Annotated in this window: 13 protein-coding genes; 10 read left to right on the top strand and 3 right to left on the bottom strand. The window is 45.6% G+C overall.

Annotation, left to right across the window (positions count from 1 at the left end; all coding sequences use genetic code 11):
• Positions 1-2 precede the first annotated feature (2 nt).
• The 7 genes from C1S73_RS14780 to nqrM all read left to right on the top strand — a co-directional run bounded on the left by C1S73_RS14780 (position 3) and on the right by nqrM (position 5927).
• Positions 3-1244, top strand: a complete 1242-nt coding sequence (locus tag C1S73_RS14780) for an NADH:ubiquinone reductase (Na(+)-transporting) subunit B (protein ID WP_005436648.1) — start codon at positions 3-5, stop codon at positions 1242-1244.
• A complete protein-coding gene (locus C1S73_RS14785; protein WP_038864645.1) occupies positions 1234-2019 on the top strand; it encodes a Na(+)-translocating NADH-quinone reductase subunit C in 786 nt (261 codons plus the stop codon). The genes C1S73_RS14780 and C1S73_RS14785 overlap by 11 nt, the downstream gene beginning before the upstream one ends.
• Complete coding sequence (locus C1S73_RS14790; protein WP_005436651.1) at positions 2019-2651, top strand: NADH:ubiquinone reductase (Na(+)-transporting) subunit D; 633 nt, start codon at positions 2019-2021, stop codon at positions 2649-2651. The genes C1S73_RS14785 and C1S73_RS14790 overlap by 1 nt, the downstream gene beginning before the upstream one ends.
• Positions 2652-2658: 7 nt before the next feature.
• Positions 2659-3255 carry an NADH:ubiquinone reductase (Na(+)-transporting) subunit E gene (nqrE, locus tag C1S73_RS14795; RefSeq protein WP_005436652.1) on the top strand — a complete coding sequence of 199 codons (597 nt, stop codon included), beginning with the start codon at positions 2659-2661 and terminating at the stop codon, positions 3253-3255.
• A 33-nt stretch (positions 3256-3288) separates the two neighbouring features.
• A complete protein-coding gene (gene nqrF / locus C1S73_RS14800; protein WP_038864647.1) occupies positions 3289-4512 on the top strand; it encodes an NADH:ubiquinone reductase (Na(+)-transporting) subunit F in 1224 nt (407 codons plus the stop codon).
• Between the two features lie 155 nt (positions 4513-4667).
• A complete protein-coding gene (locus tag C1S73_RS14805) occupies positions 4668-5672 on the top strand; it encodes an FAD:protein FMN transferase (protein ID WP_038864649.1) in 1005 nt (334 codons plus the stop codon).
• Positions 5673-5693: 21 nt separating this feature from the next.
• Complete coding sequence (gene nqrM / locus C1S73_RS14810) at positions 5694-5927, top strand: (Na+)-NQR maturation NqrM (protein WP_005427386.1); 234 nt, start codon at positions 5694-5696, stop codon at positions 5925-5927.
• Between the two features lie 69 nt (positions 5928-5996).
• Here the strand turns inward: nqrM and C1S73_RS14815 are convergent, their stop codons facing one another.
• Positions 5997-7211: a diguanylate cyclase gene (locus C1S73_RS14815; protein ID WP_038864651.1), complete on the bottom strand. Its 1215-nt coding sequence runs from the start codon at positions 7209-7211 to the stop codon at positions 5997-5999.
• Between the two features lie 197 nt (positions 7212-7408).
• On the opposite strand from C1S73_RS14815, the gene dinB reads away from it, so the two are divergent.
• Positions 7409-8437 (top strand): DNA polymerase IV, encoded by a 1029-nt coding sequence (dinB, locus tag C1S73_RS14820; protein ID WP_042603798.1) that lies wholly within the window; start codon positions 7409-7411, stop codon positions 8435-8437.
• Here the strand turns inward: dinB and C1S73_RS14825 are convergent.
• Entirely contained in the window at positions 8434-10359 is a 1926-nt protein-coding gene (locus C1S73_RS14825) for a RecQ family ATP-dependent DNA helicase (protein WP_038864655.1), read from the bottom strand. The genes dinB and C1S73_RS14825 overlap by 4 nt on opposite strands.
• A gap of 91 nt (positions 10360-10450) precedes the next feature.
• Here C1S73_RS14825 and C1S73_RS14830 point away from each other — a divergent pair, with 91 nt between their 5' ends.
• Both C1S73_RS14830 and C1S73_RS14835 read left to right on the top strand, forming a co-directional pair.
• Positions 10451-10930 carry a GreA/GreB family elongation factor gene (locus C1S73_RS14830; protein ID WP_038864799.1) on the top strand — a complete coding sequence of 160 codons (480 nt, stop codon included), beginning with the start codon at positions 10451-10453 and terminating at the stop codon, positions 10928-10930.
• 59 nt (positions 10931-10989) lie between these two features.
• Positions 10990-11733, top strand: a complete 744-nt coding sequence (locus tag C1S73_RS14835; RefSeq protein ID WP_038864657.1) for a YggN family protein — start codon at positions 10990-10992, stop codon at positions 11731-11733.
• Between the two features lie 77 nt (positions 11734-11810).
• On the opposite strand, the gene C1S73_RS14840 is transcribed toward C1S73_RS14835, so the two are convergent.
• Positions 11811-14351 carry an Ig-like domain-containing protein gene (locus C1S73_RS14840; protein WP_038864660.1) on the bottom strand — a complete coding sequence of 847 codons (2541 nt, stop codon included), beginning with the start codon at positions 14349-14351 and terminating at the stop codon, positions 11811-11813.
• Positions 14352-14447: the final 96 nt, after the last annotated feature.

Genomic DNA, 14447 nt, shown 5'->3' on the forward strand with positions numbered 1-14447 from the left:
CCATGCTTAAGAAATTCATAGAGGATATCGAGCATCATTTTGAACCAGGCGGCAAACACGAAAAATGGTTTGCACTGTACGAAGCAGCGGCAACGCTTTTCTACACGCCAGGTCTAGTAACAAAACGTAGCTCGCACGTCCGTGATAGCGTTGACTTAAAACGTATCATGATCATGGTTTGGTTCGCGGTATTCCCAGCAATGTTCTGGGGTATGTACAACGCGGGTGGCCAAGCTATCGCAGCACTTAACCACATGTACGCTGGTGATCAACTAGCGACAGTTATCTCTGGTAACTGGCACTACTGGCTAACAGAAATGCTTGGCGGCACCATAGGTGCTGAAGCAGGTGTTGGCAGTAAAATGCTACTAGGTGCGACTTACTTCCTACCAATCTACGCAACAGTATTTATTGTTGGTGGTTTCTGGGAAGTGCTTTTCTGTATGGTGCGTAAGCACGAAGTTAACGAAGGTTTCTTTGTAACTTCTATTCTATTCGCACTTATCGTTCCACCAACGCTACCTCTATGGCAAGCGGCACTAGGTATCACATTTGGTGTTGTTGTAGCTAAAGAGATCTTCGGTGGTACTGGTCGTAACTTCCTTAACCCTGCACTTGCAGGCCGTGCGTTCCTATTCTTCGCTTACCCAGCTCAAATCTCGGGTGACGTAGTATGGACAGCAGCTGACGGCTTCTCTGGTGCAACTGCTCTTAGCCAATGGGCTCACGGCGGTAGCGGCGCGTTGATCAACAACATCACTGGCGCTCCTATCACTTGGATGGATGCTTTCATCGGTAACATCCCAGGTTCAATTGGTGAAGTATCGACTCTAGCTCTAATGATCGGTGCAGCGATGATCGTATACATGCGAATCGCTTCATGGCGCATCATTGCGGGTGTAATGATCGGTATGATTGCAGTGTCTACGTTGTTCAACGTGATTGGCTCTGACACCAACCCAATGTTCAACATGCCTTGGCATTGGCACCTAGTTCTAGGTGGTTTTGCATTCGGTATGTTCTTCATGGCGACGGACCCAGTATCAGCTTCATTTACCAACGGTGGTAAGTGGTGGTACGGCATCCTTATCGGTGCAATGTGTGTGATGATTCGTGTAGTTAACCCAGCGTACCCAGAAGGTATGATGCTGGCGATTCTATTCGCGAACCTATTCGCACCTCTGTTCGACCATGTAGTTATCGAGAAGAACATCAAGCGGAGACTAGCACGCTATGGCAAGTAATAACGACAGCATTAAAAAGACGCTGGGTGTTGTTATCGGGTTGAGCCTTGTTTGTTCAATCATCGTATCAACAGCGGCAGTAGGCCTGCGTGATAAGCAAAAAGCTAACGCTGTCCTAGATAAGCAATCAAAGATTGTAGAAGTTGCTGGCATTGAAGCTGACGGTAAAAAAGTACCTGAGCTATTTGCTGAGTACATTGAACCTCGTCTAGTTGACTTCAAAACAGGTGATTTTGTCGAGACTGCAGAAGACGGTTCTACAGCAGCTAACTATGACCAACGTAAAGCAGCGAAAGATCCAGCAGAGTCTATCAAGCTAACAGCTGATGAAGACAAAGCTAAGATCCTACGTCGTGCTAATACAGGTATCGTTTACCTAGTGAAAAGCGGTGATGAAGTATCTAAAGTTATCATCCCTGTTCACGGTACAGGTCTTTGGTCAATGATGTACGCATTCGTTGCGGTTGAAACTGACGGTGACACTGTGTCTGGTATCACTTACTACGAGCAAGGTGAAACTCCTGGACTTGGTGGTGAAGTAGAGAACCCAGCATGGCGTGCTCAATTCGTTGGCAAGAAACTATTCGACGAGAACCACAAACCAGCAATCAAGATTGTTAAAGGTGGTGCTCCAGAAGGTTCTGAACACGGCGTTGACGGCCTATCTGGTGCGACACTAACTGGTAACGGTGTTCAAGGTACATTCGACTTCTGGTTAGGTGACATGGGCTTTGGTCCATTCCTAGCAAAAGTTCGTGACGGAGGTCTGAACTAATGTCTAGCGCACAAAACATTAAAAAGAGCATTATGGCGCCGGTGTTGGATAACAACCCGATCGCGTTGCAGGTTCTTGGTGTATGTTCTGCTCTTGCAGTAACAACTAAACTAGAAACAGCATTTGTAATGACACTAGCGGTAACATTCGTAACCGCATTGTCGAACTTCTCTGTTTCTTTAATCCGTAACCACATTCCTAACAGTGTGCGTATCATCGTTCAAATGGCGATCATCGCATCTTTAGTAATCGTGGTAGACCAAGTGCTTAAAGCATACCTATACGATATCTCTAAACAGCTATCTGTATTCGTAGGTCTGATCATTACGAACTGTATCGTAATGGGTCGTGCTGAAGCATTCGCGATGAAGTCTGCGCCAATCCCATCTCTAATTGATGGTATCGGTAACGGTCTTGGTTACGGTTTCGTTCTTATCACTGTTGGTTTCTTCCGCGAGCTGTTTGGCTCAGGCAAACTATTTGGCCTAGAAGTACTACCTCTAGTGAGCAACGGTGGTTGGTACCAGCCAAACGGCCTGATGCTACTTGCACCATCAGCATTCTTCTTAATCGGTTTCATGATCTGGGCTATCCGCATTATCAGACCTGAACAAATCGAAGCGAAGGAGTAAGGACGTCATGGAACATTACATCAGTCTGCTAGTTAAATCGATTTTCATCGAAAACATGGCACTGTCTTTCTTCCTAGGTATGTGTACTTTCCTTGCCGTATCTAAGAAAGTTAAGACCTCTTTTGGTCTGGGTGTTGCAGTAGTGGTAGTACTTACTATCGCGGTTCCTGTGAACAACCTAGTTTACAACCTAGTTCTAAAAGAGAACGCGTTAGTTGAGGGCGTAGACCTTAGCTTCCTAAACTTCATCACCTTTATCGGTGTAATTGCGGCACTTGTACAGATTCTAGAGATGGTTCTTGACCGTTTCTTCCCACCTTTGTACAACGCGCTTGGCATCTTCCTACCGCTGATCACAGTAAACTGTGCGATCTTCGGTGGTGTATCTTTCATGGTACAACGTGACTACAACTTTGCTGAATCTGTTGTTTACGGCTTCGGTTCTGGTGTGGGCTGGATGCTAGCAATCGTTGCTCTTGCAGGTATCCGTGAGAAGATGAAGTATTCAGACGTACCTCCTGGTCTACGTGGTCTTGGTATCACGTTCATCACTGTAGGTCTGATGGCGTTAGGCTTCATGTCTTTCTCTGGTGTTCAACTGTAAGTCGGGTAAACCGCATTAATTAAGGAATAGTCAATGGACATTATTCTTGGTGTAGTGATGTTTACTCTGATCGTACTTGCGCTAGTACTAGTGATTCTTTTCGCTAAGTCTAAGCTTGTACCAACAGGTGACATTACAATTTCTGTGAACGATGACCCTTCACTGGCGATCGTTACACAACCAGGTGGTAAGCTACTATCTGCGTTAGCTGGTGCTGGCGTATTCGTATCTTCTGCTTGTGGTGGCGGTGGCTCATGTGGTCAGTGTCGCGTAAAAGTTAAATCAGGTGGTGGCGACATCCTACCTACCGAGCTTGACCATATTACTAAAGGTGAAGCACGTGAAGGTGAGCGTCTAGCGTGTCAAGTTGCAATGAAAACTGACATGGACATCGAGCTTCCTGAAGAAATCTTCGGCGTTAAGAAGTGGGAATGTTCAGTTATCTCTAACGATAACAAAGCAACATTCATCAAAGAGCTTAAGCTACAAATCCCAGATGGCGAATCAGTACCTTTCCGTGCTGGTGGTTACATCCAGATTGAAGCGCCAGCTCACCACGTTAAATACGCTGACTTCGATGTACCTGAAGAGTACCGTGGTGATTGGGATAAATTTAACCTGTTCCGCTACGAGTCTAAGGTAAACGAAGAAACGATCCGTGCGTACTCTATGGCTAACTACCCAGAAGAACACGGTATCATCATGCTTAACGTTCGTATCGCGACTCCGCCGCCGAACAACCCAGACGTACCACCTGGTATCATGTCATCGTTCATCTGGTCTCTAAAAGAAGGCGACAAGTGTACGATTTCTGGTCCATTCGGTGAGTTCTTCGCGAAAGACACTGACGCTGAAATGGTATTCGTTGGTGGTGGTGCAGGTATGGCCCCAATGCGTTCTCATATCTTCGACCAGCTAAAACGTCTGCACTCTAAGCGTAAGATGTCATTCTGGTATGGTGCACGTTCTAAGCGTGAAATGTTCTACGTAGAAGACTTTGATGGCCTAGCGGCTGACAACGATAACTTCGTATGGCACTGTGCTCTGTCTGACCCTATGCCAGAAGATAACTGGGATGGTTACACAGGCTTCATTCACAATGTTCTTTACGAGAACTACTTACGTGATCACGAAGCACCAGAAGATTGTGAATACTACATGTGTGGTCCACCTATGATGAACGCTGCTGTAATCGGCATGCTAAAAGATCTAGGTGTAGAGGATGAAAACATCCTACTAGATGACTTCGGTGGTTAATCCCTCTAAGTGATTGAATCTATGGCTAGCTCTGTAAGAGCTAGCCATTCTTTTTTGTAAAATACAAAATGATATTCAACAGTTGCTATAGGAAATCGGTTTATCTCAAGAGAACCCATTTTCCATATCAATTTAACAACAATAGGAGTAAACAAGTGAGTAAATGGCTTGTTGCATTCGCTTCTCTATTGGTTTTAGCTGGCTGCGACCAACCAGCAGATCAAATTCATCTAAGTGGCCCAACAATGGGTACGACTTATAACATCAAATACATCGAGCAAGATGGTTTACCAAAACCAGATGTCTTGCAGGCAGAGATTGATCGCTTACTTGAAGAAGTGAACGATCAAATGTCGACATACCGTGAAGATTCAGAGCTGAGTCGATTTAATCAGCATCAAACCAGTGAACCGTTTGAAGTCTCGCCACAAACCGCTACGGTAGTGAAAGAAGCGATTCGTCTTAACGGTCTTACTTTAGGTGCACTTGATGTAACTGTAGGACCATTGGTTAATCTTTGGGGGTTTGGCCCTGAAGCGCGCCCTGATGTGGTGCCTTCAGATGAAGAACTGGCGGCACGCAAAGCGAATACTGGCATTCATCATCTTTCCGTTGAAGGTAACAAGATGTCAAAAGACATCCCGAACCTATACGTGGACCTATCGACTATTGCGAAAGGTTGGGGGGTGGATGTAGTAGCCGATTACTTGCACTCTCAAGGCATTCACAACTATATGGTGGAAGTTGGTGGTGAGATGCGCTTGAAAGGCCTTAACCGCGAAGGTGTGCCATGGCGCATCGCGATTGAAAAGCCAACTGTTGATGAGCGCTCAATCCAAGAAATTATTGAGCCTGGTGATATGGCAATTGCAACAAGCGGTGACTATCGTAATTACTTTGAGAGCAATGGTGTGCGATACTCTCATATCATCAATCCTCAAACAGGCAAACCTATTCATCATAAGGTAGTGTCTGTAACGGTACTGGATAAATCGTCGATGACAGCTGATGGTCTTGCTACTGGTATTATGGTGCTAGGTGAAGACAAAGGCATGGAAATCGCGAATGAAAATAACATCCCAGTTTTCATGATTGTGAAAACGGACGATGGTTTTAAAGAACTGGCTTCGGAAGCATACAAGCCGTTCATGAAGAAATAACAACTTAGTGAGCATGTCCCAATGAGTACATTTCTAATTACTTTTGCTGTCTTTGTTGCGGTGATTGCCGCGATGGCAGTTGGCTACATCTTCCAGAAGAAGGTAGTGAAAGGCAGTTGTGGTGGTCTTGGTGCGGTAGGCATCGAGAAGGTATGTAACTGTCCTGAACCATGTGATGCACGTAAAAAACGTGAAGCTCGTGAAGCACTACGTGCTGAAAAACTTGCTGCATGGGAAAAAGATCGCATTGCTTAATATGTGAATCCTAAACAGAAAAACCCAGCTTCGCGCTGGGTTTTATTTTTTCTGAGCCGTGAATGTTCGTTACTGGTAAATGGTCTGATTTCGGCCATTCCCTTTTGCTTGATACAGCCGGTCGTCCGCTACCTTAATCTGTTGGTCAAGGTTGCCGTCGATGTTTGATACTCCAACGCTAATCGTTACTTGAATACTCTCGTCCTGATAAGGTACGGGTGTTTTCTCTACACGTTGACGCATTTGTTCCAGTCGATTGACGAATTCATCATAACTGCCACAAGATTGTATACAGAACTCTTCACCACCAAAGCGTGCAATCACGTCTTCTGGGAAATAGATCTTCAGGATATTCGCTACCATCACCAAGGCTGCATCCCCGCCGTCATGCCCGTAATTATCATTCACCTTTTTGAAGAAATCGATATCTAGCATCGCGATGTTGCGCTGTTCACATCCGCAACAAGCTTGACCAAATAAAAATCGACGATTCCATAAGCCAGTTAATGAATCTTGGTTGGCCATCCGGAACAATTCGGTAGTCGCTTCTTTCATGTCTAAGATTTGATGGACACGACAGAAAAATTCCTCTTGGTTGAAGGGTTTATATAAAAAGTCGTTAGCGCCAGCCTTCAGAAAGCGTGCGGTCATGGTGTGGTCATCACTGCCAGAGATGCCTAGGATAGCCAGTTGGTTTTTATCCAGCTTTTGGCGCAGTTCTCGGATCATAGTGATGCCGTCTTTTACCGGCATGTCATGATCTGTCAAAACCAAGGTGATGTCGGGATTTTGCTCGATGAGCTCAATGGCTTTTTGTCCATTTTCGGCTTGAAGCGTTTGAATATATTGATGTTCTAATAGCTGAACAACATGGTGACGAACGGTCATCGAATCATCAACAACTAAACATTTGTGGTGCTGGTTATTGGTCAAGCGCTTAAGCAATGGCAGAAGATAAGAGACAGATGCCATGCTGTCTTTCAGGATGTAGTCCAATACACCTTTTGCCAACATTTGCTCTCGAATATCTTCCTGAAACATGGCTGTCAGCACAATGACCTTATGTTTACAAGCAAGGAGGAGGTCGATGATCTCTCCATCCTGTGCGTCCGGCAAACAATAGTCGAGAACGGCACATAATAAGTCATGTTCATTCATCAAAAAGGATTTAGCTTCTTCAAAACTCTCTACGGCAAGCACTTCATAACCAGCTTGGCTTAAGATTTGATGCAAATAATTTCTGAAGGCGCGACTGTCTTCGACAACCAGTATTTTCTTACTCAAAGAAGTGTCCCTACTTTTAGTGTTACTTGCATCAATAATAACGAAATGTGAATACAGTGCTATCAATAATTCAGATTATTGACTCCAGATAACACTATTTTCAAAGCGGCTATTTATGGCTATACTGTTTTTTTAAACAGTATTTGTTTTGTGTGTAGATCGTGCTTGAAAGAATAAGAAAAATAATTCACGTTGATATGGATTGTTTCTATGCTGCCGTTGAGATGCGCGATAACCCAAATTATCGGGGAGTCGCCCTTGCGGTTGGTGGGCATGAAAAGCAGAGGGGCGTTATCAGCACGTGCAATTACGAAGCACGTAAGTTTGGTGTACGCAGTGCAATGCCAACCGCAAGAGCATTACAACTATGTCCGAACCTGCTTGTGGTTCCGGGGCGCATGCACGTGTATAAACAAGTTTCTCAGCAGATTCGTGCCATCTTTGAGCGTTACACGCAAATCATCGAGCCTCTCTCTTTAGACGAAGCTTATCTCGATGTCACGGACTCATCAGCATGTCGAGGCTCTGCAACTTTAATTGCCGAATCGATTCGCCACGATATACATGTTGAACTGGGATTGACCGCATCAGCGGGCATCGCACCGATTAAGTTTCTTGCCAAAGTAGCCTCTGACATGAATAAGCCAAACGGTCAGTTTGTGATCCCGCCGGATAAAGTTCAGGAGGTGGTGGACAAACTTCCACTCGAAAAAATTCCTGGAGTAGGCAAAGTCAGTTTGGAGAAACTTCATCAAGCTGGGTTCTACTTATGTGAAGATATTAAAAACAGTGACTATCGTGAACTGCTGCGTCAGTTCGGGCGTCAAGGTGCTTCGCTATGGAAACGCAGTCACGGTATTGACGATCGTGAAGTAGTGGTAGAGCGTGAACGTAAATCAGTTGGTGTTGAGCGTACGTTTAGCGAGAACATCTCGACTTACGATGAATGCTGGAAAGTAATAGAAGAAAAACTCTACCCAGAATTAGAAAAACGGCTAGAGAAAGCCAATCCAGATAAATCGATCATCAAGCAAGGCATCAAGCTCAAGTTTGCTGACTTTCAACTTACGACGATTGAGCACATTCATCCCCAGTTGGAACTAGAGGATTTCAAGGTGCTGCTGCGTGATATTCTTAAACGCCAAAATGGTCGAGAAATTCGTTTGCTGGGCTTGAGTGTGATGCTCAAGCCCGAAGCACAAGCTCGTCAATTGAGCTTTTTCTAGGATCGAGCGATTTCCACTTGTTTCAATACTTGCTCGAAAGAGACATTCGCCATTGCTCCATAACCTTGCAATTTGCTCGCTTTTAACTGAGTGATAAGTGGCGTACTAATGCCACATAAAAAGCGAGAAACCGCTGCATTACTGACGGCGGTAGGTGATAGTTGGATGAATTCGTTAATCCATGCTGATAGGTGGGTGAGTTCAGGTATTTCATTTTGAGAGCTTGGAAACGTAGCGACGTGCCCGCGACATACTGAGCAGTGACCACATTGCGTCGGTGCATTGTGATCAGCGAAGTAATGGGCCAGTTGATGACTCAAGCAATCGTCAGATTGGAATAAATTCAGCATGGTATGGATACGTTCAATATCCTTGCGTTCTTTGGATTGAAATAATTCAACCAAATGCTGAGCGAGTCCGTCTTGGCTTTGAGTTTCTGGAAGGACAGAATACACATCTGTTAGTTGTTTGCTTTCCAGCTCAATCCAGCCGTTTTGATGGAAGTAATCCAAAGCCGCAACCACTCGACTTCTCTCCGATTGGTAATGCATCCACAGCGCTTCCAAATCAACCTGACACCAAACTTTGGCCCTTGTCGAACAGGTAAAAATAGCCTCAATAAACTGGCGACGTTCACCGTGAAATTGGTTGAGAATGAATTGCTGATCTTGCAAAAACTTGAAGCGATATTCAGCAAAATAACTGTATTTTGCGGTAATAACTTGGGCGAGTTCCAAATAAACTAGCAGTGTCTTTAATGGCAATTGACGAATGTTACTGTCTCGAGATAAACGCAAAGCCATTACTTCCCATTGAGGAGCATGCTCGCGAATTTGCTCCAACACATAATGAATTGAGCTCGGTTCTGGGGTATCACCAAACACAAAGTTTTCTAGGACGGTTAAGCCCGAAGTATTCCCAAGTAAAATGCATTCTGAACGCTCGCCATCACGCCCTGCACGTCCAATTTCTTGCGCGTAGTTCTCGATTGACTTAGGTAAGTCAAAGTGAATTACTCGGCGAATGTCGGATTTATCGACTCCCATACCAAACGCGATGGTCGCGACAATGCAGTCAATTTGTGACGCCATAAATTGATGTTGAATCTGTTCGCGGATTTCGCTTTTCATGCCAGCGTGGTAAGCATGTGCATTGACGCCTAAATGGATCAAAGACTTTGCCACTTGCTCGGCGGTTTGCTGCTGTGTCACGTAGACGATGGTCGGAAGTTTTGGTGCAGCCGTAATAAGATCGCCAAGTTGAGTGGGCTTATTCGCTTCTTCACAAGGAATAACGGAGATATCAAGGTTAGGGCGATAAAAGCCAGTCACTGTAATGTGTTCACTCGCGATATTGAACTTCTTCTGCATATCTTCAATAACCGCAGGGGTTGCAGTGGCGGTTAACAATAGAGATTGTTTGATGTTGAGGTCTTGCTGATATTGCGGAAGTTTGAGGTAATCAGGGCGGAAGTTGTGGCCCCATTCAGAGATACAGTGCGCTTCATCGACCACCATTAAAGAGATAGGAATTTGACGAATAAACTCTCGAAAGCGCTCGTTCTTCAAGCGTTCAACCGAGATCATCAAGATTTTAATCTTGCCACTTTTTACGCCCGCCATTACTTGTTGAGTTTCTTCGCGACTTTGGCTGCTGTCCACTGATGCTGCAGGAATCCCTCGACTTTGTAAAAAGCTTAATTGGTCTTTCATTAAAGCCAAAAGCGGCGAGATCACTAACGTTAGATTGGGTAGCAAAGTCGCGGGCAGTTGGTAACAAAGTGATTTACCTGAGCCAGTCGGAAATATTGCGGCAGCGGAATGACCACTCATCACAGCTTCAATGACGGGTTGCTGTCCTGATCGTAAAGAATCAAAACCAAACACAGACTGAAGTGTTTGCTGAAGTGGGTCACTTTGCATAATAGGGAAACCTCTATTTGATGGTAAACTGTCGCAGAAAACGATTCTTTAAATTACCACATTCTAAATGCTTAATGCGCGCCCTAAAAGTATGAACAAAGCTGACTTAGTCCAAATTATCATTCAACACTTAGAAGAGAAGCTGCAAGTTGCTCACGCTTCTACACAACGAGCAATTGACGCCGCGACAGATGAAGAAACTGTCCCTGAGCATAAATACGATACACTAGCACTTGAGGCATCTTATCTTGCGCATGGACAGGCCATGCGCGTGCAAGAAAGTGAAGAAGAGCTTCGCCAGTACCGCACTCTTGTGTTGCGTGATTTTGTCGATGCTCGTATCGCGGTTGGTGCTTATATTGAATTAGTGGACGAAAATGATATCGAAAAAGCTTTCTTTATAGGGCCTTGCTCTGGCGGATTGACTGTCGAATGGCAAGGCAAAGAGGTGTTTGTTCTTACGCCGAAATCCCCCCTTGGTCGTGCTTTGATGGGTAAAGAAGAAGGGGAGGACATAGAGATGAAAATTGGCGATAAAACAACTTGTTATGAAGTCGTGACGATTTGCTGACATCCCACCCATAGGTGGCTGTTATAGTTAAACAGAATAATCATGAAAAAGAGAAAGTAATGAAGAAACTGCTCACGCTCTCCTTGTTGACTATCAGTGCCAGTGGCTACGCAGCTCAGTGTCGCGTTGATATTAACAACGAAGTTCGTATGGATGGTCAGAACTTAGAAATCGTACATGCCAATGGTGAAAAAGCGGTCGTCGATGAAGACAATAACCTGTTCATCAAAGGTGAAATGATCGAGCTAGACGATGATCAAAAAGCGGCAATTGAAAGTTACCGCGAGAAGATGAATGCTTATATTCCGCAAGCGAAACAGCTCGCGAGTGATGGCTTAGCCCTAGCAAATGACATCATCGATGATATCGCAGTAAGCCTTGATGCGCCTGATTCGTTTGATAACGTTAAGGTTGCGGTAAAGGATTTCTTTGCCGATGTAGAAGCCCGTTACTACAAAGACGGTGATTTTATTCTGCCTGCTGACAGTTTTGACTCGATGACAGAATCATGGTCACAAGACTTCGAAAAGGCACAAGAAATCTTTAACAAAGAATTCCTAACCAGCGCATTTGACGCTTTGTCTGCCAAGATGAAAGAAGACGGTGGTTTGAACTTGACTGCGCTGTCTGAAAGCATGACGGAACTGCAAGCCAAGGTACAAGAACGCTTAGCTGAGCATTCGAAAGACGTCGAAAAACAAGCGGAAGATTTGTGTGAATCACTGGATGATATGGCAGGTGAAGAGCAAGATCTGCTGAAGAAGATCCCAGCGTTAAAAGATTACCAAGTCTTCACGATTTAATTCGCGAAACACAAATAACAAAGAGCGCCTGTTATCGGCGCTCTTTTTACATGGGTACTATTCAGTATCTATACGAGTTATTCCGCATTCATCTGAGTTAACTTATCGCCAACTGGTTTCGAGAAGTTAAAGCCATCGTGTTCATCCCAATTGATTGACCATGTCATCACACCAGCGTAGTTCGGGTAGTTGAATGCTGGTTTCACTGTGCCACATGAAGTGCCTTTGGTTAAGCAATCTAATGCGTCTAGGATGTTCTGTGTTGGCGCCTGACCTGAGTTAGCTGAACTTGGACCTGACGGCAAGCCAATCGCGACTTGGTCATCACGCAGTGGCTCAAACATGGTGCCGTCTGCTAATTCAAAGCCTTCAATCAACATCTTAGATTGCGCCACCATCATATCCACTGAGCCTTCTGGTGCCGATCCTGGTAAGTAAGGGTTTGGCAGGCCACCGTTGTTGTATAGCTGAACGTGTAGAAGGTCGAGTGTACTGCGTGTCTCGTTAATCACAGGAATGTACGCGCCCCAAATACCGCTATAAGCAATGTAGCCACCTTGTACGTAAGGGTGCTCAGGTGCCATAGTTAGGTACATATCGCCGCCCATGTTCTGCTCGATTTGCAACAACGCACCACCCAAACGAGCTTGGATTTGCGAACCATGCAGCAGGTTAGAGCCACTTTCTAAATCTACATCCAAGCCATCAAAACCCCACTCAGCAATCAATCCGGTCAGACTTGAAACGAAGTTTGCTTCATCTTGGTCAGTGTTGAGTGTGATTGTGCCTTCTGCGCCACCAAGAGACAGAACGAACTTCTTACCTTTAGCTTGCAGTGCGGCCATGTCTTGCTTGAATTGAGTTGGGTCTAGCGCAGGACAATCACTGTGGATGTCACCAGAATACAGGTTGAAGTGCACGGTACCATCGCTGTTACGGTCGTTTTCTGCAAAGGCAACATCAATCACATCCCATGCATCAGACATGTCAGCGAGGCGGATAGGACAGCCTGCACCGTTCACGAAGTTGTGCCAGTAGCCAATCAACTTATGACGTTTCTCAGTTTGTTCAACAACCGTAATCGATGCCGCATCAGAAAGCGCTATTGTACCTGCAAGATCGGTGGCTTGAGCGCTTACCGTAAAGCTACCAATCGCGGCAGGTGTCCAGTTCGCCGAGTAAGGTGCCGTCGTGTCGGTTGCGACAATGGCACCGTTCACTGTAAAGTCGACGTGTTTCACGCCAGAGGTTAGTGAGGTTGCATCCGCGCTTAGAACGAGATTTTTACCTAAACCGACGGTTTGACCAGCACTCGGTGACGTCAATGAAATCACCAAATCTTGGTCACTCACAGTCACGTTAACGACAGACTCGGACGTGTTGTTATCGTTGTCTGTGGCAACGGCTTTTAGTTGATTGGTACCAATCAGCGTTGCACTCCACAAGACTGAGTATGGTGCTTGAGCAACCACACCTAAACTGGTGCCATTGGCGAAGAACTCCACTTGAGTCACGTTACCGTCTGCATCGCTGGCATCCGCCGAGACTTCAACATTGTCGCCTGCGAGTAATACTTGGCCTTCGCTTGGTGCGGTGATAGCGACTTGAGGCGGTGTCGAACAGGCACCTAGCCCAGTCCAGGCATCCTGCCAGTACAAACCTTCACCTGGCTCATAAGCCCAGGCTGCATCAGAAGAACACCAGCCTGCAACATCACAACGATATTTCTGGTTGAGATTAGAGACGAGTGCACCTGCTTCATAGCGGTTACCTGCCACATAAGGCAAGGCGTCTGCACAACCGCCAGAACTAGAGTCGCTGACGACGAGCGAGACTTCTTGGCTCATGGTTGACAGGTTCGAATCATCGGTTGCTTGCGCTTTGAAGGTATGAGTACCGACTGCCGCCGTCCAGACATATTCATATGGAGCCGCAGTATCGACAGCCACGGATTGGTTGTTTACGAAGAACTCAACTTGGGTGACTAAACCATCGCTGTCTGCTGCATCGGCCGTTACCGAAATAGTGTCACCTACATTTGGTGTTTCTGTACCTGTTGGGCTCGTTAGAGAAACGGTTGGAGGTGGCAATTCGGTTTGTGGTTGAACGAAGATAGAAACATTGGTTGTGGTTACCGCACCTTCGTTGTCGGTGGCGATTGCCGTTAACTGAGAGACACCCTCTACTGCTGTCCAGTTAGCTTGGAAAGGGGCTTGGCTTACCATTGCAACAGTTTGATTCCCAGCAAGGAACTCTACTTGAGCCACTTGCCCATCTTCATCAGCAGCATTGGCTAATAGCGTTATTACGCTGCCTTCTGGTATCTGTGCGTTATCGGTTGGAGAAGAGAATGAGACTGTTGGAGGTAGGTTTGTACCGCCACCATCACATTGCCCAAGGCCTTTCCAAGCCTCCCATGGTCCCGAGTTGTTTACCGGATTATTGCCTTGGGTCCAATAGGCCGCTTCATAAGCTGCGCCTTGGGTCCGTACTTGATCGCCAGAGTTATAAACGGTGGTACCATCCCATGCTGATAAATTTTGGCAGTTATAAGCTTGAGCTTGGTAGCTGACACTGAGTGCCGCGATGACCGCACCATGCAGTAGCGTGACCTTCATTTTTCTCTCCTTGAGTTACAAGATGTTCTGTTGAACTAATTAGATAACTAGTTGATAAATAGACATCAGGAGAGAAATTCGAAGCGTTATGTTTCA

This window comes from Vibrio jasicida 090810c (assembly GCF_002887615.1).
GTDB lineage: Bacteria > Pseudomonadota > Gammaproteobacteria > Enterobacterales > Vibrionaceae > Vibrio > Vibrio jasicida.